This is a genomic window from Luteibacter sp. 3190 (assembly GCF_031456385.1).
GTDB lineage: Bacteria > Pseudomonadota > Gammaproteobacteria > Xanthomonadales > Rhodanobacteraceae > Luteibacter.
In genome coordinates this window covers 462670-489323 of the sequence record NZ_JAVDUO010000001.1, presented here as the reverse complement: position 1 = coordinate 489323, position 26654 = coordinate 462670, and the positions used below count along the sequence as shown (strand labels likewise).

Below are 26654 nucleotides of genomic sequence, written 5' to 3'. Positions count from 1 at the left end.
CTTTTGAGGGGACGGCATCAGCCGATGCCGCCGAGTAGCGGGACGAAACTCACGGCGCCAAGGTCTTCGCGAAGCACCTCGCCGTTGGCCTCCTTGCGCAGGCGGATGAGCACCTGCTGGCTGGGACTGCCGACGGGCGCCACGAGCACGCCCCCGGGCTTCAGCTGGTCGAGTAGCTTCGCCGGCACGCGGTCGCCCGCGGCGGTGAGGATGATCCCGTCGAAGGGCGCGTCCGATTCCCAGCCCAGCTTGCCGTCGTCGTGACGCGAGCGGAGGTTCTCGATGCCGAGCTGACGGAAGCGGCGACGTGCCTGGCGCAGGAGTTCCTCGATGCGCTCGACGGTGTAGACCGTCGGGACGACGCCCGCCAGCACGGCGGCCTGGTAACCGGAACCGGTGCCGATCTCCAGCACCCGTTCCGGCACGCCGTGCTCGATCAGGGCTTCGGTCATGCGCGCCACGATCCATGGCTGGGAGATCGTCTGGCCGTGGCCGATCGGCAGCGCGGTGTTCTCGTAGGCGCGCGAATGCAGCGCCTGGTCGATGAAGTGGTGGCGCGGCAACTGGCGGATGACCTCGAGCACGCGCTCGTCGCGGATGCCCTCCTCGGCGAGCCGCGCCACGAGGCGGTCGCGCGCGCGCTGCGAGGTCATGCCTTCGCCGCGCAAGGCCGATGGTGGAAGCGCATGGAGGTTCACCACGTCAGGCGGCCTCCTCGTTGCCCATGCCGGGGGTCAGCGAAAGCATCCAGCTGCCGACCTTCTCCAGCGCCTGCACGCGCGTGAGGTCGGTGTGGATCGGGGTCACCGAGACGTAGCCGCGGCGCACCGCGTCGAAATCGGTACCCGGACCATCGTCGTCGATCTCGCCCGGCGGCCCGATCCACCACATCTCGCGGCCGCGCGGGTCGTGCGCGCGGATGGCCGGCGCGGAACGATGGCGCTTGCCGAGGCGCGTCACCTCGAAGCCGCGAATCTCGCCCCACGGAAGATCGGGCACGTTGACGTTGAGGATCGTGTCGGCCGGCAGCGGGTCGACGATCAGGCGGCGCATCAGCATCAGCACGGCGCTGGCGGCCGAAGCGTAATGACGCCCGGAATCCTCGCGCGTCGCGAGCGAGACGGCGATGGCCGGCAGGCCGAGGAAGCGCCCTTCCATCGCGGCGGACACCGTGCCGGAATAGATGACGTCGTCCCCAAGATTGGAGACGCTGTTGATGCCCGAGACCACGATGTCGGTGTCGTGATCGAGCAGCCCGGACAGCGCGAGATGGACGCAGTCCGTCGGCGTACCGGCGACGCGGTACGTGCCGTTGTCGAGACGTTTCACGCGGATCGGCGCGTCGAGGGTAAGCGAGTTGCTCGCGCCGGAACGATCGCGATCGGGGGCGACCACGGTCACCGTACCGAACTCGGCCAGACGCTCGGCCAGCACCTGGATGCCAGGGGCCTCCACGCCGTCGTCGTTGCTAACCAGAACTTGCATGCTGATCCAGATCGAAAAACGGGTGCGGCGGCCCCATCTGAAGGGAACCGCCCGACCGCCCAAGTCTACCGGACCGGCACGCGGGATTCACGACGACCAGGTCTCGCGCCCATCGCGACCCCGGCCACCGTTACGCCGATCCGGCGCATCCCGTAGGATCACGCTCATGACGCGACGCCCGCCGAAAATCCACGAGGACGATAGCCGGCTCTTCCGCGAGGCGATCGGCGATGTACGTCCGGTGACGGCGAGCCACGCGCCGCCGGAACGGCCTCGCCCCGAGCCGCACCCGCACATGCGCGACGCCGACGAGGCCGCCGTTCCCGCCGAATCGATGCTCTTCGACTACGATCCCGCGGACCTCGAGGTGGGCGAGGAACTGTCGTTCCTGCGCGACGGCTACCCACCCAAACTCCTCAAGCAGCTGAAGCGTGGCCAGTTCAGCATCCAGGCCGACGTCGATCTCCATCAGATGAACGCGGCCGCCGCGCAACTGACGATCGCGGAGTTCCTGGCGGAGTGCCGCCACGACGGCCTCCGCTGCGTACGGATCATCCACGGCAAGGGACTCCGCTCGAAGGCGGCCGGGCCGGTATTGAAGGGGCTGACCGATCGTCTGCTCCGGCGGCGCGACGACGTCGTGGCGTTCGCGTCGGCGCGGCCGATGCAGGGCGGCACCGGCGCGGTGGTGGTGTTGCTGAAGGGTTGAACGGGCCTGGACGTCTCGTAACCGTCACGACCGTAGGAGCGCGCCCTGCGCGCGACATTTTTTCGCGAAGAGCGCCAGGACCTGCGGCTCAAGGCGCCAAGAGCTGTCGCGCGCAGGGCGCGCTCCTACGGCGCCCGGTCAGCCCGTAAGAGCGACCTCGCGCAGTACCGTCGTGGCGTACGCGCCCGCCGGCAGACCGAACGCGACCTCGAGCGCGCCGTCGTCGAGCCAGCGCCAGGCGAGATCGCGCGGACGCAAGCGCAGCGCCCTGCGCTCCTGGTCCATGCGCGCCCCGGCGAGGCCTTTCGCGAGATCCTCGTCGCGCGCGGCGACCGCGCGCTCCAGTTCGCCGGCCGCGCCGACCGCCGGTGTGTCGCCGCTGCCCCACAACGGTCCCGACGGGTGGATGTCGAAACGCGCGAGTCGTTCGGCGAGCGTCGCGTCGAACGCTTCCGGACCGAACCACGAGCGGGAACCTTCCAGCGACCAGATCTCGCCGTCCATCGGCGAATCCCACCGCCCCGCCGCGACACGCTCGGCCAGCACGCCGTTGAAAATGTGGGACCGCGCCGCGGAGAGCAGGATCGAACGCTTGTCGCGGTCGACGCGGCGGCCGGCGAACATCGCCTTCGCCTGCGCGACGTTGTTCCCGCCCAGGCCGAAGCGCTGCTCGCCGAAATAATTCGGCACGCCACGCGCCGCGATAGCCGCCAGACGACCTTCCGCTTCGTCGCGGTCGCCTTCCACCTCGCGCAGCACCAGCACGAAGCGGTTGCCGCGCAGCGCGCCGCGTTTGATCTTGCGCGAATGACGCGCCGACGAAAGGATCGTCACGCCCTCGGCCGGGAACGCGGACCAGTCCGGATCCGCCTTGCCGGGCAGGTGCACGGTGAACACCTGCCGGGTCACGGCGTGCCGGTCCTTCATGCCGGCGTAGCCGACGTTCATCGCCTGGACGCCGGCGAACTTCGCCAGTTCGCGGGCCACCCACTCCGTGTTCGCCCCGCGCTTCTCCACCACGAGGAAGGCATGCTCGCCCGTGCCGTCGGCCTCGTAGCCCGACACCTCTTCGACGAAGAAATCGTCGGGCGCCGAACGCAGGCGGCCTTTCAGCGGTGGCGCGCCGAAAGCGAAGGGAAGTTCGTTGTCGCTCATGGATAGACCTACAGCAGGAACAGCGTGGCGAGACCGAGGAAGATGAAGAAACCGCCGCTATCGGTCATGGCGGTGATGAGCACGCTGGAGCCGAGCGCGGGATCGCGGCCGAGCTTGACCATCAGCATCGGGATACCGACGCCCATGAACGCGGCCAGCAAAAGGTTCAGCGTCATCGCGGCGGTCATCACGAGGCCGAGCGACACGCTGCCGTAGAGCAGCCACGCGACGATGCCGATGGCGCCACCCCAGACGATGCCGTTGACGAGGGAGACGCCGAGCTCCTTGCGCCACAGGCGCTTGGCCTGCGACACGCCGACCTGTTCGAGCGCCATCGCGCGCACGATCATGGTGATGGTCTGGTTGCCCGAATTGCCGCCGATACCCGCGACGATCGGCATCAGCGCGGCGAGCGCGACGAGCTTCTCGATCGAATGCTCGAACAGGCCGATCACGCGCGAGGCGATGAACGCCGTGACGAGGTTGATCGCCAGCCACGCCCAGCGGTTACGCACCGACTTCCACACGGAGGCGAAGATGTCTTCTTCCTCGCGCAGACCGCCACGCGACAGCGCCTCGGTCTCGCTTTCCTCGCGGATGAAATCGAGCATCGCGTCCACCGCGATACGCCCGATGAGGCGCTGCTGCGAATCGACGACCGGCGCCGTGACGAGGTCGTAGCGTTCGAATGCCTGCGCCACGTCGTACGCGTCATCCTCGGGCCGGAACGTGTTCACGTCCGGCGCCATGATCTCGTGGACCATCTTCTCGGGCGAATTCACCAGCAGCCAGTGCAGCGGAAGCACGCCCGTCAGCACGCTCTCGGCATTGACCACGAAGAGCTTGTCCGTCTGCGCGGGAAGTTCCTCGAACCGGCGCAGGTAGCGCAGCACCACCTCGAGGCTGATGTCCTCGCGGATGGTGACCATGTCGAAGTCCATCAACGCGCCGACCTGGTCGTCCTCGTAGGACATCGCGGCCTGCACGCGTTCGCGTTCCGTCGCGTCGAGGCTCGCCATCAGTTCCGGTAGCACCTCGGTCGGCAGGTCGTCGACGAGATCGGCGAGTTCGTCCGCGTCCAGCGGCTCGACCGCCGCGAGGATCTCGCGGTCGTCCATGTCCGCGATCAGCGATTCGCGGACGGAGTCCGAGACTTCGAGGAGGATCTCGCCGTCGCGATCGGAGCGCACGCGCTGCCAGACCGCGAGTCGATCTTCGAGCGGCAGCGATTCGAGGACGTCGGCGAGGTCCGCGGGATGCAGTTCGTCGAGGCGCGCCTGGAGCTCCGCGTCGGTGGCTTCGAGCGCGGCGTCGTCGCCGTCCGGCGCACCGCCCGCGAACTCGAGCAGGCCTTCACGACGGCGCAGCAACTCCGTGATGGCCTCGAGCCTGTCGTGCAGGCGTGGCGTCGAGGCCCGCGGTTCGTTGTCGCTCATGCGCGCAGCACCAGCACCGTCGCGAGCGCGGCGATGCCTTCGCGGCGCCCCGTGAAGCCGAGCGTCTCGGTGGTGGTGGCCTTGATGCTGATGCGGTCGATGTCGACGCCGAGGTCGTCGGCGACGATCGTGCGCATGGCCTGGGCGTGCGGGCCGACCTTCGGCGCCTCGCAGATCACCGTGATGTCGGCGTTGCCGAGCTCGTAACCGCGCTCGGCCAGCATGGCGGCGACCTCGCGCACGAACACGCGGCTGTCGGCACCGCGCCACTTCTCGTCCGACGGCGGGAAGTGCTTGCCGATGTCGCCGAGCGCGAGCGCGCCGAGCAGCGCGTCGCAGAGCGCGTGCAGCACGACGTCGCCGTCCGAGTGCGCCAGCACCCCCTGCCCGTGCGGCACGCGCACGCCACCCAGCATGACGTGGTCGCCTTCGCCGAACGCGTGGACGTCGAATCCCTGGCCGATGCGCATTACCGTGTCCTCTCCAGCAGGAATTCCGCCAGCGCGAAATCCGCCGGCGTCGTGACCTTGATGTTGTCTTCCGATCCTTCCACCAGGAGCGGCGCGATGCCCGCCCGCTCCATGGCCATCGCCTCGTCGCTCACCACGATACCCGCGCCGGCGGCAAGGCGGAGTGCACGGGTCAGCTCGCCACGCCGGAACATCTGCGGCGTGAAGGCCCGCCAGCGACCTTCGCGCGGTTCGGTGGCGACGCTGTGACAGTCCGCGTCCGCGCGCTTGAGCGTGTCGCGCAAGGGCGCTCCCAGCAGGCCGCCGTCGCGTTGCGAGGCGTCCTCGATCAAGCGCGTGATGTCGGCCGCGCGCACGCACGGACGCGCGGCGTCGTGCACCAGCACGAACGCGTCGTCGGGCACGGACGCGGGCAACGCCAGCAGTCCGGCCAGCACGGAGTCGCTGCGTTCGCCGCCCCCGGTCGCGGTGCGCAGCGGTTTGCCGCCGACCGCCTCGACGCCCTCGAACGCGGTATCGGCCGCCGCCAGCGCGACGACGATCCCGGCGATGCGCGGATGGGCCGCCAGCCGCTCGAGCGTGTGCCGGATCATCGGCTTGCCGCCGATCGGCTGGTATTGCTTCGGCCGGTCGCCGCCGGCCCGGACGCCGCGACCGGCGGCCGGAATCACACACCAGAGCGCGTCCATCACTGGTCGCCGGCGGTGACGGGCGGCGGAGGCGGCGGCGCGCTCGTCGCGGCGCCCGGCTCCACCACCTGATAAAACGTTTCGCCCGGTTTCACGAGCCCCAGCTCCTGACGCGCGCGCGCTTCCGTCGCCTGTTCGCCGTGCTTGAGGTCTTCGACGTCGGCGGCGAGCGCCTGGTTACGCTTCTGCAGCCCCTCGTTCTCTTCGGTCTGTTTCGCGACCGAGGCACGCAGCGATTCGACCTCGGCGACGCCCCCACCGCCGACCCACAGCTTCAGCTGCAGCGCGATGAGGACGACGACGAGGATCAGTCCGATCCAGCGCAGGATGGCCGCGTTGCTCAAGACAAGGCTCAGCCAGGCAGCTTGGACAGGTTCGGGAACGCGTTGCGGCCGGCGTACGTCGCCTTCGCGCCGAGGGCCTCCTCGATGCGCAGCAGCTGGTTGTACTTGGCCACGCGATCCGTCCGGCAGAGCGAACCGGTCTTGATCTGCGTCGCGGTGGTGGCCACGGCGATGTCGGAGATCGTGGTGTCCTCGGTCTCGCCCGAGCGGTGCGAGACGATCGCGGCGTACTTCGCGCGGTGGGCCATCGCGATGGCTTCGAGCGTCTCGGACAGCGTGCCGATCTGGTTGACCTTGATCAGGATGGCGTTGGCGATCTTCTTGTCGATGCCTTCCTGGAAGATCTTCGGATTGGTCACGAACAGATCGTCGCCGACGAGCTGGATGCCGCCGTCCACGACCTTCGTGAGGTGCGCCCAGCCGTCCCAGTCGCCCTCGGCCATGCCGTCCTCGATCGTGACGATCGGATACTGCTTCGCCCACGACGCCAGCGTGTCGACCCACTGCTCCGGCGTGAACACCTTGCCCTCGCCTTCGAGGTCGTACTTGCCGTTCTTGAAGAATTCCGAACTGGCGACGTCGAGTCCGAGGAGGATGTCGCTACCGACCTTGTAGCCGGCCTTGTTCACGGCTTCGAGGATCGTGTCGAGCGCCTCGACGTTCGACTTCAGGTTCGGCGCGAAGCCGCCCTCGTCGCCCACCGCCGTGTTGAGGCCGCGGCCCTTGAGCACCGCCTTCAGCGCGTGGAAGATCTCGGCGCCGTAACGCAGCGCCTCCGCGAAGCTCGGCGCGCCGACGGGCAGCACCATGAACTCCTGGACGTCGACGTTGTTGTCCGCGTGGGCGCCACCGTTGATGATGTTCATCATCGGCACCGGCAGCGAACCGCCGCCGTCGACCATCAGGTACTGCCACAGGGCCTGCTTCTTCGACGCGGCCACGGCGTGCGCGGCGGCCATCGACACACCGAGTAGCGCGTTCGCGCCGAGCTTGCCCTTGTTGTCCGTGCCGTCGAGGGCGATGAGCTTGTCGTCGAGGCCCTTCTGGTCGGCCGCGTCGTAGCCCGCGAGCGCCTTCGCGATCTCGCCGTTGACGTTGGCGACCGCCTTCGTCACGCCCTTGCCGCCGTAGCGGCTCTTGTCGCCGTCGCGCAGTTCGACGGCCTCGCGCGTGCCGGTCGAGGCGCCGCTGGGAACGGCCGCGCGGCCGAACGAACCGTCGGCAAGGGTCACCTCGGCTTCGAGGGTCGGATTGCCGCGGGAATCCAGGATTTCGCGGGCGTGGATCTTGGTGATGGACGTGGTCATGCGGTTCCCGTTACGAGTTGGAATGACTGAAGAAGGTACCGACCAGCACGAGGCCGGCGGTCCCGACGAGGATGAGCGTGTTTAGCCCGAAGCCGATCGCGCCGAACGTGCGGCGGCGATCCTGCCTGCGCAGGGCGATGAAGCCGAGCACCAGGCCGACGAGCGAGAGGATGAGGAAGGCGCAGATGACGAGCCCGATGACACCGAACACCGGCAGGTGCTGGTCCGACTCGCCCGACGCGATCATGAGCGCGGAAAAGCCGATGCCGGCGACGACGACGAGGCCGGAGACGATGGCGATGACGAACGACGCGATGCCGTGACCCGACTGCGGCAGACGCGCCGCACGCTGGCGCCCCGCGCCCGCGTCGTGGATCCCGTTGTCGTCGCTCATCCAGCCCGTCTCCCCGGGGCACGTGGCCCCACCGTTGGCATGGCCGGCGCAGGCGCGCCGGATCCCGTCAATCATACCGTTCCCGGGAGCGATCGGACGCCGCTCCCGGTGCGGCGTATTACGCCGCGGACTCTTCGGAGCGGACGGCGAGCTTTTCGCCCTCGCGGACCGCCTTGTACTCGCGCGCGGCGCGCACGAAGCCGATGAACAGCGGATGGCCTTCGCGCGGCGTGGAGGTGAACTCCGGATGCGCCTGGCAACCGAGGAACCACGGGTGGACCTGGCGCGGCAGCTCGACGATCTCCACCAGCAGGTCGTCCATCGACTTGCCCGAGATCACGAGGCCGAGGTCCTCGAACGACTGGCGGTAGCGATTGTTGAACTCGTAGCGGTGACGGTGACGCTCGCGCACGACGTCCTCGCCGTAGAGCTCGCGGGCCAGCGTGCCGGACTTCAGACGGCATTCCTGCGCGCCGAGGCGCATGGTGCCGCCGAGATCGGAGCGCTCGCTGCGCACTTCGGTCTCGCCCGTGGCCGTGGTCCATTCGGTGATCAGCGCGATGACCGGATCCGGCGTGTTGCGATCGTTCTCGCTCGAATCCGCCTGCGTCAGGCCGGCGGTGTTTCGCGCGAACTCAACGACCGCGGCGTGCATGCCGTAGCAGATGCCGAAGTACGGCACGCCGGCTTCGCGGGCGAACTGCGCGGCGAGGATCTTGCCCTCGAAGCCGCGCTTGCCGAAGCCGCCGGGGACGAGGATGGCGTCCGCGCCACCGAGCACCGCGCGGGCGCCGCGCGCCTCGACGTCCTCGGAATCGACCCATTCCAGGTTGACGCGCGTCGACTGCTTGATGCCGCCGTGACGCAGCGCTTCGCCAAGCGACTTGTAGGCGTCCTTGTGCTCGACGTACTTGCCGACGATCGCGACGGTGATCTCGTCGCGCGGATGCTCCACGGCCTCGACCGTGCGCGTCCAGCTCGTGAGGTCGGCCGGACCGGCGTCGAGGCCGAGGCGCTTGATGACGAGCTCGTCGAGACCCTGCTCGTGCAGCCACATCGGCAGCTTGTAGATGACGTCGACGTCGACCGTACTGATGACGGCGTTCTTCGGCACGTTGGTGAACAGCGCGATCTTGTGGCGCTCGCCGTCGGGCAGCGGCTCTTCGCAGCGGCACAGGAGGACGTCGGGCTGGATACCGATCGAGCGCAGCTCCTTCACGGAGTGCTGCGTCGGCTTCGTCTTGATCTCGCCCGCGGCCTTGATGAACGGCACGAGCGTGAGGTGCACGAACATGCACTTCTCGGGGCCGTGCTCGATGCGCAGCTGACGGATGGCCTCGAGGAACGGCAGCGATTCGATGTCGCCGACGGTGCCGCCGATCTCGACCAGCGCGACGTCGAAGCCGCGGGTGGCCTCGTGGATGGAGTGCTTGATCTCGTCGGTGATGTGCGGGATCACCTGCACGGTGGCGCCGAGGTAATCGCCGCGGCGCTCCTTGCGGATCACCGATTCGTAGATCTTGCCGGCGGTGATCGAATTCTTGCCCGTCAGGCGCGTGCGGACGAAGCGCTCGTAGTGGCCGAGGTCGAGGTCGGTCTCCGCGCCGTCGTCGGTGACGTACACCTCGCCGTGCTGGAAGGGACTCATGGTGCCCGGATCCACGTTGATGTACGGATCGAGCTTCATCATGGTCACGGAAAGACCGCGCGCCTCGAGAATGGACGCAAGCGAAGCCGCTGCGATGCCTTTCCCGAGGGAAGACACCACACCGCCGGTGACGAAAATCAGGGGAGTCATGCGAGCAGCCAGTGCTGGAAATTTGTATTTTACCTAAGTGTGCGGCGGCCCGCGAGTAGCGGGGCGCGTGGACGTGGGAGTCGGGGGATGGGAAGCGGGGGCGCAAGTACGATCGCCCGAGGGCGCCGCAGGCGTCCGGAACGCGCACCGCCAGCGCGAAGCCGCCCGCTCCCTCAACCGCCCGCCGCGCTTGCACCCCCATTTCCCTTCCCCCGCCCCCGCTTCCCGTACCATTGCGCCATGAGCCCTTCCCCCATCCCCGCCCGCCTCCAGGCCTTGCGCGCCGCCATGGCACGCGAAGGCGTCGCCGCCGTCGTCGTCCCGACCGCCGACCCCCACCTCTCCGAATACCTGCCGGCCCGCTGGCAGGCCCGGGAGTGGTATTCGGGCTTCACCGGTTCGGCCGGCACGCTCATCGTCACCGCCGACGGCGGCGGGCTGTGGACCGACTCGCGCTATTTCTCGCAGGCCGAGGCCGAACTGGCCGGCAGCGGGCTCCCCCTCATGAAGCTGAACGTGGCGCACACGCCCGAGCACGTGGCGTGGCTGGCGGAGCGGTTCGGCGACGGCGACACCGTCGCCATCGCCGGGGACAGCCTCTCGGTCGCGGGCGCCGAGGGCCTCCAGAAGCGCCTCGGTCCCACCGGCGCCCGCCTGCGCACCGACCTCGACCTCGCCGGCTCGGCGTGGGCCGATCGCCCCGCGCCGCCTTTGGCGGCCGTTTTCGCCCATGCAGCGCCGTTCGCGACCATCGGGCGCCCGGACAAGCTCCGCCACGTCCGCAGCGCGATGCGCCGCGCCGGCGCCACCCATCACCTGCTCTCCAGCCTCGACGACATCGCCTGGCTGACGAACCTGCGCGGTGCCGATGTCGACTTCAATCCGGTCTTCGTGGCCCACCTGCTGGTCGGCGAGACGGCGGCGACGCTGTTCATCGACGCGTCCAAGGTGCCGGCGGACGTCAGGACGGCGCTCGCATCGGACGGAATCGCGCTGGCGGATTACGGCACCGCCGCCTCCGCCATCGCCGCCCTGCCCGACGAGGCGGCCCTGATGTACGACCCCGCACGCGTCGTCGTCGCTCTGCTGGAAGGCCTGCCGGCGGGCGTCACCTCCATCCGGGCCGCGAGCCCGTCCACCGCGCAGAAGGCGCGCAAGACGACGGAGGAGCTGGACCACATCCGCGACGTGATGCGCCGGGACGGCGCGGCGCTCGTGCGCGCCTTCCGCCGGATCGAAACCGGCCTGGCCGCTGGCGAGCCCCTCACGGAACTCGACGTGGACACGATCGTCCGCGATGCGCGTGCCGCCCAGACGGGCTTTGTCGGTGAGAGTTTCTCCACCATCGCCGGCTACCAGGCGAACGGCGCGCTGCCGCACTATCGCGCCACGCCCGATGGCTTCAGCCCGCTGGCCGCACGCGGCCTGCTCCTGGTCGATTCGGGCGGCCAGTATCTGGGCGGCACGACCGACATCACGCGCGTGCTCGCCCTCGGCCCGGTGACCGACGAGCAGCGGCGCGATTCCACGCTGGTGCTCAAGGGCATGATCGCCCTGTCACGGGCCCGCTTTCCCAAGGGCGCGAGCGGTCCGCAGCTCGACGCGCTGGCGCGGGCGCCGCTGTGGGCCGCCGGCATGGACTTCGGCCATGGCACCGGACACGGCGTAGGTTACTTCCTGAACGTGCACGAAGGTCCGCACGGGATCCGGCCACCGGTGGCGGGTGGCGCGCTCGTTCCGCTGGAGACGGGCATGATCACCTCGATCGAACCGGGTCTCTACAAACCGGGCCGTTACGGCATTCGCCACGAGAACCTGGCCGTGGTGACGCAGGCGGACAGCACCGAGTTCGGCGAGTTCTACGCCTTCGAGACCCTCACGCTCTGCCCCTTCGACCGGCGCGGCCTCGAGCCCCGCCTGCTCGAACGGTCCGAGCGCGCGTGGCTGGACGATTACCACGCCACCGTACGAGCCGCCCTGTCGCCCCTGCTCGATGGCGCGGACCGCGAATGGCTGGAGTGGCACTGCGCTCCGCTGTGACCGACCGTGTGGGAGCGGACCTGGCCGCGACCGCTCTTCGCGATACCCCGGAGCTGGCGCGCCGGGGTCGCCCCCATCCGCCGTCTCACCCCGTGATACGACGACGCCGCAGGCTTGACCATTCCGGTCCGCAAACCCCATCCTGCCCGGCTACGAACGGCCTCGATACCTCATGAATACTCGCTACAACGCCTCAGACATCGAAGTCCTCAGCGGTCTCGACCCCGTCAAGCGCCGTCCCGGCATGTACACGGACACCGCGCGGCCGAACCATCTCGCGCAGGAGGTCATCGACAACTCGGTCGACGAGGCGCTCGCCGGTCACGCGAAGACGATCGAGGTCACCGTGTTCAACGACGGCTCGGTCGAAGTCACCGACGACGGTCGCGGCATGCCGGTCGACATCCACCCGGAAGAGAAGGTGCCGGGCGTCGAGCTGATCCTCACGCGCCTGCACGCGGGCGGCAAGTTCTCGAACAAGAACTACGCGTTCTCGGGCGGCCTGCACGGCGTCGGCGTCTCGGTGGTCAACGCGCTGTCGACGCGCGTCGACGTCACGATCCGTCGCGACGCGCAGGAATACCGCATGAGCTTCGCCAACGGCGACCGCGCCAGCGAGCTCGAAGTCATCGGCAGCGTGCCCAAGAAGAAGACCGGCACGACGCTGCGCTTCTGGCCCGATCCGAAATACTTCGACACGCCGAAGATCCTCGTCTCGCGCCTGAAGCACCTGCTCCGCGCCAAGGCCGTACTCTGCGCGGGCCTGACGGTGCGCCTGCTCGACGAGTCCACCGGCGAGACGACCGAGTGGTATTTCGAGGACGGCCTGCCCGATTACCTGCGCGGCGAACTGCAGGGCGCCGAGGCGCTACCCGCCGATCTCTTCGTCAAGCACTTCGCGCGCGAAACCGACGCGGTCGACGTCGCGCTGGCCTGGCTGCCCGAAGGCGAGCTGGTGCAGGAGAGCTACGTCAACCTCATCCCGACGGCCCAGGGCGGCACGCACGTGAACGGCCTGCGCTCCGGCCTGACCAACGCCATCCGCGAATTCTGCGACCTGCGCAACCTGCTGCCGCGCGGCGTGAAGCTGGCACCGGAAGACGTCTGGGAGCGTCTCGCGTTCGTGCTGAGCATCAAGCTGCAGGACGCCCAGTTCGCCGGCCAGACGAAGGAACGCCTGTCCTCGCGCAACGCCGCCGGCATCGTCGAGGGCGTGGTGCACGACGCGTTCAGCCTCTGGCTCAACCAGCACGTCGACCTCGGCGAGAAGATCGCCCAGCTGGCGATTGAGCGCGCGAGCGCGCGCCTGAAGGCGGCCAAGCAGGTCGTGCGCAAGAAGATCACCCAGGGACCCGCCCTGCCCGGCAAGCTCGCCGATTGCGCGGCGACCGACCTCACGCGCACCGAGCTCTTCCTCGTCGAAGGCGATTCCGCGGGCGGTTCCGCGAAGCAGGCCCGCGACAAGGATTTCCAGGCGATCCTCCCCTTGCGCGGCAAGATCCTCAACACCTGGGAAGTCGAATCCGGCGCGGTGCTCGCCTCGCAGGAAGTGCACGACCTCGCGGTGGCGATCGGTTGCGATCCCGGCAAGGATGACCTCACCGGCCTGCGCTACGGCAAGGTGGTGATCCTCGCCGACGCCGACTCGGACGGCCTGCACATCGCCACGCTGCTCTCCGCGCTGTTCCTCCGTCACTTCCCGGCGCTGGTCCGCGAGGGCCACGTGTTCGTCGCCATGCCGCCGCTGTTCCGCGTCGACGTGGGCAAGCAGGTGTTCTACTGCCTGGACGAGGAAGAAAAGCGCCTGATGCTGGAGAAAGTCGAGCGCGAAAAGATGAAGGGCGCCGTCTCGGTCACGCGCTTCAAGGGCCTCGGCGAGATGAACCCCGCCCAGCTGCGCGAGTCGACCATCCATCCCGACACGCGCCGCCTCGTGCAGCTCACGGTCGATCCGGACGACGGCACGCAGAAACTCATGGACATGCTGCTGGCGAAGAAGCGCGCCGGCGATCGCAAGCAGTGGCTCGAAGACAAGGGCGACCTGGCGACCCTCGAGGTCTGACGGTACGCCTCTGTCCCGGCAGAGACCCCTCCCCTGAGTGTCCGGCGACCGCCAGCGCCGGGAGACGCTAAGATCGGCGAGGGACGCCGCGAGCAAGGGGATGCGACCATGGATCTGCGCAACCTTCGGATTGCTGTTTTCGGGCTACTTGTCGGCGTCGCGATACTGCCGACGGGCGCGTTCGCGGACTGCATCGACGACGCCGCACGGTACCAGCGCGTCGACCCGCTGGTGCTCCGGGCCATCGCCTATCACGAATCCCGCATGCGCCCGGCCACGCTCAACCGCAATCTCAATGGAAGCGTCGACGTCGGCGTGATGGGCATCAATTCGGTGCACTTCGGCGAGCTTGCGGGCTACGGCATACGGCCGACCCACCTCCGCGACGGCTGTACCAACGCCTACATTGGCGCCTATTACCTGCGCCGGAAGATCGACAAATACGGCAACACCTGGCGCGCGGTGGCCGCCTATCATTCGGAAACGCCGGCTCTCGGGGCGGCCTATGCCAACGCTATCCGCTCGGTGCTCGCCCGCTGGGGCGTGCTCGACCCCACGCTACGCGCGCCTGTCAGCCGATAGCCTCGGCAACGCAGGCGCGACAGAGCGCCCAAGCCTCGGCATCCTGCTCGAGCGCCTGCACTACCTGGCTCAGGACAAACTGAAAGTCGGCACCCTGGGCGTTCTCGCCGAACTCCTCCAGCATCAGTCCCTCGACGAGGCGACCGACCAGCACCTTCTCATCCGACACCCCGGCATCGTGGAGACGCCGGACCCTGGCCAACGGGGACACCGAACCGCCACGCGGCTCGCCGGCCGACGCCGCCGGCGTCTTTACGGTAGGCGCCGCTGCGGACGCCCCTCGGTCCGCCTTGACCCGAAGACGCAGGTCATCGAGCAGTCGCGAAGTGCGGGTGATGTCCGTCATGCGAATGTCGTCATGGCTGGAGGGGGCGTGGACAGGGAGATTGCGGTAAGTATAGAGCGCACGCTGGCGCAGAGAGCACCCATTGCGCCCGGGACTGCCCCCCAAGGCAACGTCGATGCAGTGAACGGCCCGCCTTCCGGAGGCGCCACTGACAGACGTTTGCCGCAGCAGGTCTTTTCCCGGGCGAAGTCGAATGCACTCTTGGAACCCCCGCCGCCTTCCCCGAAAGCACTCAGTCTCGTCGCACGTGCGAGCCCAGGGCCAGAGCCGCGCGGAGACGTTCGCTAGCCGGTCCAATCGCCCACGCTTCCCGCCGTAGCTAGGATCGCCCCCGCCAACACGTCCTGACAAGAATTGGCCAGGCAGCAGGCATAGACAGCGAGGGATGACACGGTATGTTCGTCGAACCCCACAGGATTGCCGAAGCACGCGCTGTCGGCCGGCGTGACCCGATCTGCGATCAAGTGTCGCAGCGAGTAAACGATTGGCCTACCTGCAGTTCCCATATCCACGTATACGAGTTCGACGCCGTCAAAACTCACAGTGAAGTCCAGGGCAAAATCTGCATCTCGCAGCGCAGCTTCGGTTGCATCTGACTGAGGTGTAGCTCGGAGTTAGCACCCTTAGGGATTCCGCGAAGATTCTCTAAAGAATGGACCTCTGCTTCAGTGACCATACCGGGGCAGCGATGATGCAAACGGTCAGTGAGGTGCCGGTGCGTACCACGCACGGACCAGCCGGCCGTAGAGCACCTGGGCGCGCGTGATCACGGCACGGTCGCCTGCCTGGACGGCGCGGATATCGTCACGCAATTGGTCAAGCATACCTTCCAGGTCGGCCAGGCGCCGCGCATCGGGCTGGCTGCACGACTTCTCCTGATGGACCTCGCCCAGGAGCTTGCCACGGCACAGGTAGAGGATCTCGCGGGCGCTCGACATGTCGGCATCGTCGGTGGCATAGCTCATCAACTTCTCCGTGCGTGACATCGGTAGCGGATCATCGCGCTACCGATGTCACGTGCTCGTCGTGGGCCATCGGCTCAACCAACGTAGCCGGACTCGAAGGATTGGATGTAGCCCAGCAGGTCATCGGTGCGGCCTTCGGCGACAAGCTCTAAAGGAGTCTTGCCGCCGAACGTCGCAATCGGTTCCTGCAGCCAGGCAACCGCTTTATCGCGATCGCCCGATATTGCTTCTACAGCAGCGATGACTCGGCTCTTGCCGTCGGCCATTTCGACATCGGTCATCATGATCACGGACCTGGTCGACAAAGGGTTCAGCCGCGCTCCACGCGGATAAGATCCTCATACCTACCAAACACAGGCACCGGCGCGTAATTTGCGCTCACATCTGCAGATGACGAGGCCGTTTCGAGACGGTGCGAATTGAAAAACTCTCTCCTAATCCGAACCTGGCCATCGCGACTAAAGATGTAGGACGAGCCACTAACCACCGTATCAGTATCGCCCTCAAATTCTCGATGAGTGCCCATGGTCAAAAATAACACCCCCGGCTCGACTTCTTGAAAGTCGTACGACAAGGATTCGCGAAGGAACTCGTCGAGAAAGCCAACACCCACGGCCTTTTGCGTGATCTCGAGAAAACAAAAGGGGCGCTCTATCGAGTCCACAAGCGCAACGTAAGCCTGCCCACTTTCGTGAGCAGCCTTCGCATCCGCTTCCGACCAAAGCTCAGTCGGGCGCTTCTTGGCACGGAACCAAGATTTGCAATAGAAAACCTGCCTACTCATCAGTACACCCTGCCATTAATGTCACGAATCAAAACGCCCTGCCGGTTAGCAGCATCCAATACCGGCTGAGGAATTGGGCGAGCTTGCACCGGTACCTCTAGGTAATACTGACCGCGCAACAACTGTCCGGATAGATCACCACTCGACGGAACATCAGCTATGACGCCGTTGACCGGGTACTTCGCTGAAATCTCGTTGATATAACGAACAGCGGTGTTCTCTTGCACATCCGACAGCTGAGTGAATTTGCGCGATACGATCTCACCCGCAGCCGGATCATACGAGTCCAGCCGATAGTAACCCAAGCCATCCGCCTTATTGACGTAAACCTCGTTATACGGGTAGGCCGATGCGCGTTCCGTGTTGAAATCATTTCCGGCATCAAGGCGCTGCAGCCACTGGGGTCGACTACTTACACGAACATCAGCGCCTGCAGTCAAAGCATCTTCTGTGTCTGGAACGATACCCGATGTAGGCTCTAGAGTTAACCGACGTGTATCACTGACCTCATCAAGTAACCGCACCTCTCTCGCTACAGCCCCCAACTCACCGGCCTTCGTCGCTCCGGCCCCCAGGGTCACAAGCGCCGAACCTGCAGCTATCAACTGGTCTTCCGTCGACATTTCGCGCCAGTGATCCCATGCGACCGATGCCGTCGTTCGAGGATCGGTCGTGACGAGCACCCCCATACCTTGAAGGAACTGGTTTCTTACCCCGCCGTTAGTGAAGATTCGTCCGCCCGCCACGGCTCCACCGACAACCGCCGAGGTGAGCGAATTGACTGCATAGACGCCCGAGTTGAACGCTGCCTCGACTGCAGAGCTAGAGTTTCCGATGTTCCCCCGCGATTGTTCGCGAAGACCTTCGAACCATTTGGTCCCACCAATCAGAAGTCGATCGATTGCGGTGCCTTGCTCCGGGGGCGGCTCGGTAAGCGCCAGGTTGGTCATCAGCGCGCGTTGCTCGTCGGGCGCCCGGAACGTATAGGTGAAATTCAGCCCGGTAGCCTGACCGCCGTTCCGATCAGCCGCATAGGAATCAACGTAGTTGAAATACCGTGCCGCATAGCTCGCGAACGGCCTTTCCCCGGCCGTCGAGAGTTCGATCTCGGACTCACTGGCCCCGCCCGATAGGTCAAGCGGCGGAACGATGTCGCCCGCCACAGGCAGCTGCGAGGTTCCTGTACCCGAGAACCGGAACGCTTCGGCGTCCATCTCATCGAGCATATCGCGGCGCGCTTGCGGGTCCACGCGACTGAAGTCCGACCGACTTCTGAGGGTGCTAGCGATCGTATTGCCAATCGTGTTACCCGCCGCATTGGTCGCGATGTTCTGCCAGTTCTGCGAGAAATTCCCGTAGACGGCCGCGCTCGACGCACCCGAGGCGAAGGAGGTCGCCGCACGTTGCGCGGCGATGCTGCACCTGCTGGAGGGCGATCCCGTCTCAGCCCGTCGGCGCCTCGAAACGGCGCGCAGCCGTGAATCCGGCGCCGCCGTCCGCGATCACATCGAAAAACTGCTGAGCAACCTTGGCGAGCCAGAGAACACGTCGGCAGCGCCCGACGCAAACATGACCCATTTCCTGCTGTCCGATTACCTGTCAGGCCAGACTCGACACTGAAGGAAAACATGTCTCGTTTGTTACCCTCGGCGAAAAGTCCAGGCAAAGCGCTCATGGCTCGTCATCTTGCTCGGGTTTCATCATGGCCCACCCGTGCGTGGTATATCGCTGCCAGTTGCACCTTCCATCAATGGCGCTCGTTGGCGATCCGCCATGGGCGTAGGCGTCAGGCGTCATTCCGGCATGAAGAAAGAAACCGGCCGAAGCCGATTTCTCTTGTTGCACGGCGACGCGCGGTGCGGGCCGCTGACGCCTGTTCCTTTCACGACGCCATCAATAGACGCGTCGTCTTTCCATTCACTCGGCGATGGCCTGATCGGCCTCGATGAATTCGAATGTCGCTCTCTCGCCGACGGCAGGCGCCGGCATCCAGCGGATGAGCGGGACCCACCGCCCGACCGTCTCGCGGAAGTCGACCTGGTCTTTCTGCGCACTGTCGAGACCGCTGCCGAGCGAATCGACGTAATAGAAGAACGCTTCGACGGGCATGGCGTCACCGACGTCGTCATACGGAGCCACGATCACCTCGTCGATGCCCCCGTAGGCATAGATGCGCCGCACCCCGACCATCTGCATCCAGGCGTGGGCCGGCCGGTCCTCCATCAATGGACGCGCGACCGCGCGGAAGGCGCAACCGTAGGTCTGCACGGGGAAGCGCTCGACGAACTGCTCGGCGGTCATCACGCCCCACTCGTCGCACTGCGTGCGGCAACGGTCGACCGTCTCACCGCTGGTCACCGCGTTGATGTAATAGACGCAACGGGAAACGAGGGGCGCATAGCCCAGCGCAGCCGCGACCTGCGCCGGATGCACGATGAAACCGTTCACGGCATACGCGCCGGTGAAGTTCGCATCCTGGCGCAGCCACGAGAACGAGACGCCCGCCGGTCGGCCCGGAGCGAGCCACGAGTGCTCGCCGGGCTTCCATGCGGTCGCCCGCAGGAGCACGCCGGAGCATTCGACGGGCGCGGCCGTCGGCGAGCCACAGTCTTCTCGCAGGTCGTCGTAACGGCGTTGCAGTTCCGCGGCGACGGCCTGGCCGTCGCGCGTCGACATGCTGGCGGCGTTCGTACGTGGAAAAGCCTCCGGCGAGGTCGCCGACGCGAGGACGTGGAAGGGGAAAAGCAAGGCTGCGGCGAGCGGCAGCAGCGAACGGGGATGCAGGTGGCGCATGAATCATTCCTCCCTGGAATGTGAGTCCGGCCTCATTGGCCGCGCGCATCCTAGCAGCGCGCCTCTCACTTCCCGCGAGGTGCCGCCGCAAGTTGGCACACTATCCAACGCCGGCGCGGCATGCGTCGACCGCACAAAAAAAAACCGGCCGAAGCCGGTTTTTTCTCGTGCAGGACAAACAGTGTCAGCGGCGGTCGCGAATCGCCTTGATGAGACCCTGCGTGGCGCCGTCGAACTGCGACAGGTCGCCGGGATCCTTGTCGTTCGCGAGGGACGGATAGATCTGCTTGGCGATCACCTTGCCGAGCTCCACGCCCCACTGGTCGAACGCGTTGATGCCCCACAGGTGACCGAGCATGAACACCTTGTGCTCGTAGAGGGCGATCAGCGCGCCGAGCGAATGCGGGGTCAGCGCATCGAGCATGAAGACCGTGCTCGGACGATCGCCCTTGAACGTGCGCTGCGCGGCGAGCGCGCGACGCTCGGTTTCCGTACCCGTCTTCGCTTCGGCGAGTGCTTCCTCGAACGTCTTGCCGAGCGAAAGCGCGGCGGCCTGCGCGAGCAGGTTCGAAAGCAGGACGTCCTGGTTCTCGCGTAGCGGATGCGCCGGCTTCACCACGCCGATGAACTCCAGCGGCACGGTGTCGGTGCCCTGGTGCAGCGCCTGGAAGTAGGCGTGCTGCGCGTTCGTGCCGATGCTGCCCCAGACCACGGGCACCGTCGACTGCGCGACTTCGCTGCCATCGTCCGGATGCACGTGCTTGCCGAGGCTTTCCATCTCCAGCTGCTGCAGGTACGACGGGAGGTCGGCGAGGTAATCGACGTACGGAACGACGGCGCGGCTGCTGCGCCCGAGGATGTTACGGTTCCAGAACTCCGCGATGGCCAGGAGCACCGGCACGTTGTCCTGCCACTCCGCCGTGCGGAAGTGATCGTCGGCCTCCGCGGCGCCGGCCAGCAGATCGCGGAAGCCCTGCATGCCGATGGAGAACGCGATCGAGGCGCCCACCGCGGACCAGAGCGAGAAACGGCCGCCGACGTAATCCCACATCGGCAGCACCTGCGAGGCGCCCCACTTGTTGACGGCCTCGACGTTCGAGCTCACGGCGATGAAGTGCTTCGAGGTCTTCGCCTCGTCGCCGCCGTTCGCCTTGAGGATCCAGTTGCGGAAGACGCCGCCGTTGAGGAGGGTCTCCTGCGTGTTGAAGCTCTTGGAAACGAGGATCACCAGCGTGCGCGTGGGATCGAGTTTCTTCATCAGGTCGTTGGCGGCCTGGCCGTCGACGTTGGTGAGGAAGTGGCTCGTGATGCCCTTGACGTGGAACTGCTCGAGCGCGTGCACCGCGAGACGCGGGCCGAGGTCCGATCCGCCGATGCCGATGTTGACGACGTCCGTGACGCCGCCGATCAGGCCGACCGACTCGCCCTCGCCCTTGTGCACCGCGTTGACGAGCTGCTCGAGCTTGTCCAGGGCGTCGGCGACGTCCTTGCGGACATCGGCCGGCGCGGCGGGATGACGCGACGCACCACCACGCAGCGCGGTATGCAGCACGGCGCGATCTTCGGAGGTGTTGATGTGCTTGCCTTCGAACATCGCATCGCGGGCGGCCTTCCAGCCGGTGCCGTCGATGTAGGCGCCGACGGCGTCCAGCGCCGCGATGTCGAGCTTCTGACGCGTGATGTCGAGGAGGATGGGGCCGACGCGACGACGCAGGCGTTCACCGCGCGCTTCGTCCTGGACGAGGGCGCGAAGATGGGTCTTTGCGAGACGGGCGGCGTGCTCTGCGAACGAGGGCAACGGTGCGTGCTTTGATTCCATGGCTTCCACGTGGCTGCAACGGAGGGGAAGCGGCCATGGTACCGCAGTGCAGCGTAAGTGGATTGTATGGATGACGCCTTCGGACCGGCGGCGGGTGGCTTCTTGCCGCCCGCCGCGCGAAAGCAGGCGTTACGCCGCCTGCTTCGGGATCGAGTGGTTCGTGTGGGTGATGCGGTTGTTCGCATCGACGTACACGAGGTCCGGCTGGTACTTCGCCATCTCGGCTTCCGAGAGGCCGACGAACGCGGCGATGATCACGAGGTCGCCCGTCGAGACGCGGCGGGCCGCGCTGCCGTTCACCGAGATGATGCCCGAGCCCTCATCCGCACGCAGCGCGTACGTGACGAAGCGTTCGCCATTGTTGATGTTCCACGCGTGGATCTGTTCGTACTCGCGGATGCCCGCGGCGTCGAGCAGGTTGCCGTCGATGGCGATCGAACCTTCGTAGTTCAGCTCGGCGTGAGTCACCGTGGCCCGGTGGATCTTGCACTTGAGCATGTTGAGGTGCATGGCGGTCTCTGGGGTGTGCGGGTTGCAAAAACGCCCATTCTAACGGAGGCAGGCCCGTCCGTCGCGTGGGCTCCTTCCGTCGGTGCGCTTTATGGGGGACGGCGCCGGGAAACGCAAGTCCCCGTTCGTGAAGGGATTCAGTCGAGCGGCAGGTTGTCGATCAACCGCGTCGAACCGAGCCGGGCCGCGACCAGGGCCACCAGGCCTTCGCGCTCGTCGCCGGCCGGTTCGCCCAGGTCGTCGGCGCGCCGGATCGCGACGTAGTCGGGCGCGAACCCCGCCCGCTCCAGGCGCGCCCTGGCGGCCTGCTCGAGCGCCTGCCAGGCGTGCCCCTGGCGGAACAGCTCGCGCATCTGGGTCAGCGTGGCGTAGATCTGCGGCGCCCTCGCCCGCTCCTGCGGCGACAGGTACTGGTTGCGAGAACTCATGGCCAGGCCGTCCTCGTCGCGCAGGGTCGGCGCGGACATCACCTTCACCGAGAGCGAGAGGTCGGCGACCATCCGCTCGATCACCTTCAGCTGCTGGAAATCCTTCTGGCCGAACACGGCGATGTCCGGCTGGACCAGGCTGAAGAGCTTGGCGACGACCGTCGCCACGCCGTCGAAATGGCCGGGGCGATGGGCGCCTTCCAGCGTATCGGTGATCACCGGCACGTGGATGCTGACGCTGGCGGCCGGCCCGAACGGGTACATGGTGGCCACCTCGGGCGCGAAGAGGATGTCGCACCCGGCTTCGGCCAGCCCCGCCTGGTCCTGCGCGAGAGTGCGGGGGTAGCGCTCGAAATCCTCGCCCGGGCCGAACTGCGTCGGGTTGACGAAGACGCTCGCGACCACGCGATCGGCACGGGCACGGGCGAGTTTCAGCAGCGAGTGGTGACCCGCGTGCAGGTTGCCCATGGTCGGCACGAAGCCGACGTTCTGGCCGGCGCTGCGCCAGCCGCGGATGGTGGCCCGGAGGGCCGCGGCGTCGGTGACGGTCTGCATCGTGCTGCCCTCAGGTGAAGCTGTGCTCGGCGGCGGGAAAACGCTTCTCGCGCACGTCGCCGACATAGGCGCCGATGGCGCCCTGGATGGAATCGCGTCCGGCGAGGAAGTCCTTGGAGAACTTCGGTCGCTTGCCCGGGGTCAGGCCCAGCAGGTCGTAGACCACCAGCACCTGGCCGTCGCAATCGACGCCGGCGCCGATGCCGATGGTCGGGATCGAAAGCTCCGCGGTGATGCGCGCGGCGAGCGCCGAGGGCACGCATTCGAGCACGAGCAGGTCGGCGCCGGCGGCCTCGACGGCCTTCGCGTCGGCCAGCAGCTTTTCGGCCGCTTCCTGCGTCTTGCCCTGCACCTTGTAGCCGCCGAACTTGTTGACCGACTGCGGCGTCAGGCCCAGGTGCGCGCAGACCGGGATGTCGCGTTCGGCCAGCGCCGAGATCACCTCGCAGATCCGGCCCGCGCCCTCGATCTTGACCATGGCGGCACCGCCTTCGGCCACGAGCCGCGTCGCGGCGGCCAGGGCGGACGGGACGTCGCGGTCGCTCATGAAGGGCAGGTCCGCCACCAGCAGCGTCGCGGACAGGCCGCGGGCCGCGGCGGCGGTGTGGTAGACCATGTCGTCGACCGTGACGGGCAACGTGCTCGAACGCCCCTGCACCACCATGCCGAGCGAATCGCCCACGAGGGCCACGTCGACCCCGGCGGCTTCCAGTTGCGCGGCGAAACTCGCGTCGTAGGCGGTGAGCATCACGATCTTCCGGCCGTCGGCTTTCATCGCCTTCAGGCCCGGCACGGTCACCGGCTTGCGCGCCGGCGCACTCGTATTTTCGACGTACACGCTCAAGTCGCCTTGTTGGGTGAAACCGGAATTGTCCCCCTGTCTGAGCGGTATCTCAAGGAATTCGCGGAGCCGGCAGAAGCCGGGCCACCCAGGCCGCCTCGTCCAGCCGCAGGTCGTCGTCGCGGGGCTCGATGTGGCAAAGCGCCTCCGCGGTGGCCGCGCGACGGGCGAAGCTGAGCCCCGCGAAGCGTTCGTAGTCGTGGAGGCTGCGCCGCCGGCCCATCCAGTGGACCACTCGGGGGATGCCCTCCATACCCAGCGCCTGCCGGGCGTCGGCCAGTGCCCGCATGCCGAGTTTCGCTCCGTCGAGCGTCGTTTCGCCGCGCGCCAACGCCGCCGCCTGATCTTCCCAGACCTTCGGAGCCGTCGGCCGGCCGTAGTAGTGCCAGACGACGTGGCGGTGGGGGTGGAACAGATCGTACCCTTGGGTATAGGCGCGGACGGCGAGCGTGATCTCCTCGGTGTTGAAGTAGTGATCGGGATCGGCGGGGACGTCGCGGACGAAACTTCCGTCGGCGAACGCGAATCCGCCGCTGAAGAAGCGCGCGCGGATCGGTGCCGGTGGACCGGGCGGATACATGATGGTCGTGGATCGCGTCGCGACCACGCCGGGGCCGCCGAAGGCGACGAAATCGATCTGGTAACCCTCCTCGCATCGCCCGGGCACCGGCTGGCCGGGCTCGTACGCCGGCGGGTGCGCCACGAGCACCGGCCGGAGACTGCGCTCGCGCAGCGCCTCCAGCTGCGCGATGAGTTCGGCGTCCCAATCCGGCGCGAACCGATGATGGGAATCGAGCTGCAGCGTATAGGCTTCGTCGCGGAACGCCTGCTGCGCGATCGCGCGGGCCCAGCCGCACCCACGCGACTCGCCCATGGCGTAGTCGAAGACCCTCACCGATGCGCCGCGCAGGGCGAGGCGATGATGCAGGCGTCCACCCAGCACGCCTGTGTCGACCCTGAAGCCGGCGTGGGAGAACAGCTCCGCCCCCTCCCCCTCGTCATGCTGCCAGCACACGCCCACGCGAAGGCGTCGTGGCGCCTGCGCCTTCTCGATCAGGTCGACCAGCGTCGGGACGAGTTCGGGATCCCGATACGCGGGAATCTGCACGAAGATCGTGTCGTAGCGCTCCCCGTCCATGAGTGTCCATCGATCGCCGTCCTGGCGTCGGAGACGATGCTACGCCGCGTTGTCCGGCTTAAGGAAGCACCGTGCAATCGCGGGTATCGAGCGTTTCCAGCAACAGGGACACAGTCCGCTGTCCGTCCACGACAAAGTCCGCATCGAGATCGGCCAGCGGAAGCAGCACGAAGGCGCGTTCGGCCATGCGCGGATGTGGCACGGTGAGCCGTTCGTCGTGGATCCGGGCGTCTCCATAAACGAGCAGGTCGAGGTCGAGCGTGCGCGGCCCCCAGCGCTCGCCGTCGCGCACCCTGCCGAACGCGCGCTCCGTGGCGAGAAGCACGTCGAGCAGGTCGTGAGGCGGCAGCGAGGTGTCGACCGCGATGGCGGCATTGACGAAATCCGGCTGCGGCACCGGACCCCAGGGTGGCGTCCGGTAGAACCGCGAGCGCGCCAGCACTGTGATGTCCGGGTGCTCGTCGAGCCGCGCGATGGCTGCTTCAAGGATGTCCCGGGTATCGCCGAGATTGCCACCCAGCCCGATGAACGCGCGAACGCTCACGCGCCGCCCGAGTCGCCCTTGCCGCGTCCGGCCGGCTTGCGCCGCCGGCGGCGCTTGCGAGCCGGAGCGCCGCCGGCCGCGGGCGCCGCTTCGTGGGGCGGGACGCCACCGCCGCCGAGGGCGGCGGCGAGCATCTCGGGCGGGAGCTGCTGGGCATGCGCCCACCACTCGCCGAGCTCGCGCATGCGCGCCGACTCGTGCGCGCGCAGGAGCAGGAAATCGAAAGCCGCACGGAAACGCGGGTGCGACATGAGGCGGAAGACACGCTTGCGATGGATCTGCTCGAAGCGTGGCTGCAGCGCCCAGATCTCTTCCATCGTGAAGGTGAAACGACGCGGGATGGCGACGCGCTGGCACTGCTCGCCGACGACGTGCACCGCGGCGCGCTGCCATGCCTCGTTCGCGTCGTAACCCTGTGCGATCCAGCCATGCGCCTGATCGCGCACTTCGCCCCACAGCAGCACGGCATACAGGAAGGCCGGGGTGACGGACTTGCCCTCGGCGATCCGCGCGTCGGTGTTCGCCAGACCCTGCTCGACCAGCGCGCGCAACGCGTGATCGCCACGCTCGAGGGCGCGGGCCGTCGCCGGGAAAAGGAACCTGAGCAGCCCGCAGGCCTCGAGCATCTTGAAGCTCTTCAGGCCGTGACCGGCAAGGAACAGCTTGAGCGATTCGTCGAACAGGCGCGCAGGCGCCGCCTCACCCAGCAGGTGGCCCAGCGTGGCGAACGGGGCGGCGGTCTCCGGGTCGATGGTGAAGCCGAGCTTCGCCGCGAGACGCGCGGCGCGGAGCATGCGGACCGGATCTTCGCGATAACGCGTTTCCGGGTCGCCGATCAGGCGCATCGTGCTGTCTTCGAGATCCTGCATGCCGCCGACGTAGTCGCGCACGCTGAAGTCGGCGATGTCGTAATACAGCGCGTTGACGCGGAAATCGCGGCGTACCGCGTCTTCCTCGATCGTGCCCCAGATGTTGTCGCGGACGATCCGGCCCTCGACGATGTGGCGGTCGCCCTCGCCGTTGTCTTCCCCCGTGCCGCGGAAGGTGGCGACCTCGATGATCTCGGGCCCGAACACGACGTGGGCGAGACGGAAACGCCGGCCGATCAGGCGGCAGTTGCGGAACAGCCCTTTCACTTCGTCCGGCGTGGCGTTGGTCGCCACATCGAAGTCCTTCGGATGCCCGCCCAGCAGCAGGTCGCGCACCGCGCCGCCGACGAGGTACGCGGCGAAACCGGCGTCGTGCAGGCGATACAGCACGCGCAGGGCGGCCTTGCTGATGTTCTTGCGGGAAATGGAGTGCTGATCGCGCGGGATGATACGCACTGCCGGCGAGAGCTCACTCCTGGTTTCGGGATTCAAGCGGTCGGGATCCTGGCGAGCGCTCCGGCGCCCGTTCAAGTGGCTGCCCCCACCGGACGGCCGGTGTCGGGATGAATGGGCCAAATGTAACGAATTCGA

The 26654-nt window shown here is 67.2% G+C and carries 28 protein-coding genes; 5 read left to right on the top strand and 23 right to left on the bottom strand.

The genetic code is table 11. The features are described from left to right. Positions 1-17: 17 nt before the first annotated feature. Positions 18-653, bottom strand: a complete 636-nt coding sequence (locus J2X58_RS02315; RefSeq protein ID WP_090055804.1) for a protein-L-isoaspartate(D-aspartate) O-methyltransferase — start codon at positions 651-653, stop codon at positions 18-20. A 49-nt stretch (positions 654-702) separates the two neighbouring features. After that, positions 703-1485 (bottom strand): 5'/3'-nucleotidase SurE, encoded by a 783-nt coding sequence (gene surE, locus J2X58_RS02310; protein ID WP_310046222.1) that lies wholly within the window; start codon positions 1483-1485, stop codon positions 703-705. 166 nt (positions 1486-1651) lie between these two features. On the opposite strand from surE, the gene J2X58_RS02305 reads away from it, so the two are divergent. Next, complete coding sequence (locus J2X58_RS02305) at positions 1652-2194, top strand: Smr/MutS family protein (RefSeq protein WP_310047879.1); 543 nt, start codon at positions 1652-1654, stop codon at positions 2192-2194. Positions 2195-2332: 138 nt separating this feature from the next. Here J2X58_RS02305 and truD read toward each other — a convergent pair whose 3' ends face one another. From truD to J2X58_RS02265, 8 genes are all read right to left on the bottom strand, one after another. Continuing rightward, positions 2333-3349 (bottom strand): tRNA pseudouridine(13) synthase TruD, encoded by a 1017-nt coding sequence (gene truD, locus J2X58_RS02300; RefSeq protein WP_310046221.1) that lies wholly within the window; start codon positions 3347-3349, stop codon positions 2333-2335. An 8-nt stretch (positions 3350-3357) separates the two neighbouring features. Further along, positions 3358-4785, bottom strand: a complete 1428-nt coding sequence (gene mgtE / locus J2X58_RS02295) for a magnesium transporter (RefSeq protein WP_310046220.1) — start codon at positions 4783-4785, stop codon at positions 3358-3360. Then, complete coding sequence (gene ispF / locus J2X58_RS02290; RefSeq protein ID WP_310046219.1) at positions 4782-5255, bottom strand: 2-C-methyl-D-erythritol 2,4-cyclodiphosphate synthase; 474 nt, start codon at positions 5253-5255, stop codon at positions 4782-4784. Before ispF ends, mgtE begins: the two co-directional genes overlap by 4 nt. Beyond that, positions 5255-5944 (bottom strand): 2-C-methyl-D-erythritol 4-phosphate cytidylyltransferase, encoded by a 690-nt coding sequence (gene ispD / locus J2X58_RS02285; protein WP_310046218.1) that lies wholly within the window; start codon positions 5942-5944, stop codon positions 5255-5257. Before ispD ends, ispF begins: the two co-directional genes overlap by 1 nt. Then, positions 5944-6273, bottom strand: coding sequence for a cell division protein FtsB (gene ftsB / locus J2X58_RS02280; protein WP_090055805.1), 330 nt, complete (start codon positions 6271-6273; stop codon positions 5944-5946). The genes ispD and ftsB overlap by 1 nt, the downstream gene beginning before the upstream one ends. A 23-nt stretch (positions 6274-6296) precedes the next feature. Next, on the bottom strand, positions 6297-7595 hold the full coding sequence (gene eno, locus J2X58_RS02275; protein WP_310046217.1) for a phosphopyruvate hydratase: 1299 nt from the start codon (positions 7593-7595) through the stop codon (positions 6297-6299). A gap of 10 nt (positions 7596-7605) precedes the next feature. Beyond that, the gene (locus J2X58_RS02270) at positions 7606-7989 is read right to left on the bottom strand and encodes a hypothetical protein (protein ID WP_090054296.1); all 384 of its coding nucleotides are present in this window, start codon (positions 7987-7989) and stop codon (positions 7606-7608) included. Between the two features lie 118 nt (positions 7990-8107). Beyond that, complete coding sequence (locus J2X58_RS02265) at positions 8108-9787, bottom strand: CTP synthase (protein ID WP_090054299.1); 1680 nt, start codon at positions 9785-9787, stop codon at positions 8108-8110. Between the two features lie 240 nt (positions 9788-10027). On the opposite strand from J2X58_RS02265, the gene J2X58_RS02260 reads away from it, so the two are divergent. From J2X58_RS02260 to J2X58_RS02250, 3 genes are all read left to right on the top strand, one after another. Further along, the gene (locus J2X58_RS02260) at positions 10028-11827 is read left to right on the top strand and encodes an aminopeptidase P family protein (protein WP_310046215.1); all 1800 of its coding nucleotides are present in this window, start codon (positions 10028-10030) and stop codon (positions 11825-11827) included. Positions 11828-11999: 172 nt separating this feature from the next. After that, positions 12000-13889 (top strand): DNA topoisomerase IV subunit B, encoded by a 1890-nt coding sequence (gene parE, locus J2X58_RS02255; RefSeq protein WP_090054303.1) that lies wholly within the window; start codon positions 12000-12002, stop codon positions 13887-13889. 108 nt (positions 13890-13997) lie between these two features. Beyond that, positions 13998-14471 (top strand): lytic transglycosylase domain-containing protein, encoded by a 474-nt coding sequence (locus J2X58_RS02250; RefSeq protein ID WP_090054305.1) that lies wholly within the window; start codon positions 13998-14000, stop codon positions 14469-14471. Here the strand turns inward: J2X58_RS02250 and J2X58_RS02245 are convergent. The 5 genes from J2X58_RS02245 to J2X58_RS02225 form a co-directional block, all read right to left on the bottom strand. Then, on the bottom strand, positions 14461-14817 hold the full coding sequence (locus tag J2X58_RS02245; protein ID WP_310046213.1) for a hypothetical protein: 357 nt from the start codon (positions 14815-14817) through the stop codon (positions 14461-14463). The genes J2X58_RS02250 and J2X58_RS02245 overlap by 11 nt on opposite strands. A 701-nt stretch (positions 14818-15518) precedes the next feature. Then, positions 15519-15782 carry a hypothetical protein gene (locus J2X58_RS02240; protein ID WP_310046211.1) on the bottom strand — a complete coding sequence of 88 codons (264 nt, stop codon included), beginning with the start codon at positions 15780-15782 and terminating at the stop codon, positions 15519-15521. Between the two features lie 74 nt (positions 15783-15856). Further along, positions 15857-16066 carry an MbcA/ParS/Xre antitoxin family protein gene (locus tag J2X58_RS02235; protein ID WP_310046210.1) on the bottom strand — a complete coding sequence of 70 codons (210 nt, stop codon included), beginning with the start codon at positions 16064-16066 and terminating at the stop codon, positions 15857-15859. Between the two features lie 26 nt (positions 16067-16092). Continuing rightward, the gene (locus J2X58_RS02230) at positions 16093-16566 is read right to left on the bottom strand and encodes a hypothetical protein (RefSeq protein ID WP_310046208.1); all 474 of its coding nucleotides are present in this window, start codon (positions 16564-16566) and stop codon (positions 16093-16095) included. Continuing rightward, complete coding sequence (locus tag J2X58_RS02225; protein WP_310046206.1) at positions 16566-17816, bottom strand: hypothetical protein; 1251 nt, start codon at positions 17814-17816, stop codon at positions 16566-16568. The genes J2X58_RS02230 and J2X58_RS02225 overlap by 1 nt, the downstream gene beginning before the upstream one ends. Positions 17817-17979: 163 nt before the next feature. Between J2X58_RS02225 and J2X58_RS02220 the strand changes: the two genes are divergently transcribed. Beyond that, entirely contained in the window at positions 17980-18186 is a 207-nt protein-coding gene (locus J2X58_RS02220; protein WP_310046204.1) for a hypothetical protein, read from the top strand. Between the two features lie 297 nt (positions 18187-18483). Here J2X58_RS02220 and J2X58_RS02215 read toward each other — a convergent pair whose 3' ends face one another. The 8 genes from J2X58_RS02215 to pcnB all read right to left on the bottom strand — a co-directional run bounded on the left by J2X58_RS02215 (position 18484) and on the right by pcnB (position 26555). Further along, positions 18484-19359: a hypothetical protein gene (locus tag J2X58_RS02215; protein ID WP_310046202.1), complete on the bottom strand. Its 876-nt coding sequence runs from the start codon at positions 19357-19359 to the stop codon at positions 18484-18486. A gap of 184 nt (positions 19360-19543) precedes the next feature. Next, positions 19544-21178 (bottom strand): glucose-6-phosphate isomerase, encoded by a 1635-nt coding sequence (pgi, locus tag J2X58_RS02210; RefSeq protein WP_310046200.1) that lies wholly within the window; start codon positions 21176-21178, stop codon positions 19544-19546. Between the two features lie 129 nt (positions 21179-21307). Next, the gene (gene panD / locus J2X58_RS02205) at positions 21308-21688 is read right to left on the bottom strand and encodes an aspartate 1-decarboxylase (protein ID WP_090054324.1); all 381 of its coding nucleotides are present in this window, start codon (positions 21686-21688) and stop codon (positions 21308-21310) included. Between the two features lie 137 nt (positions 21689-21825). Further along, the gene (panC, locus tag J2X58_RS02200; protein ID WP_310046199.1) at positions 21826-22671 is read right to left on the bottom strand and encodes a pantoate--beta-alanine ligase; all 846 of its coding nucleotides are present in this window, start codon (positions 22669-22671) and stop codon (positions 21826-21828) included. A 10-nt stretch (positions 22672-22681) separates the two neighbouring features. Next, entirely contained in the window at positions 22682-23509 is an 828-nt protein-coding gene (panB, locus tag J2X58_RS02195; protein WP_090177735.1) for a 3-methyl-2-oxobutanoate hydroxymethyltransferase, read from the bottom strand. A 55-nt stretch (positions 23510-23564) separates the two neighbouring features. Then, on the bottom strand, positions 23565-24650 hold the full coding sequence (locus J2X58_RS02190) for a GlcNAc-transferase family protein (protein ID WP_310046198.1): 1086 nt from the start codon (positions 24648-24650) through the stop codon (positions 23565-23567). Between the two features lie 58 nt (positions 24651-24708). Continuing rightward, positions 24709-25194: a 2-amino-4-hydroxy-6-hydroxymethyldihydropteridine diphosphokinase gene (folK, locus tag J2X58_RS02185; protein WP_090054333.1), complete on the bottom strand. Its 486-nt coding sequence runs from the start codon at positions 25192-25194 to the stop codon at positions 24709-24711. Beyond that, positions 25191-26555: a polynucleotide adenylyltransferase PcnB gene (pcnB, locus tag J2X58_RS02180; RefSeq protein WP_310046196.1), complete on the bottom strand. Its 1365-nt coding sequence runs from the start codon at positions 26553-26555 to the stop codon at positions 25191-25193. The genes folK and pcnB overlap by 4 nt, the downstream gene beginning before the upstream one ends. Between the last annotated feature and the right edge of the window lie 99 nt (positions 26556-26654).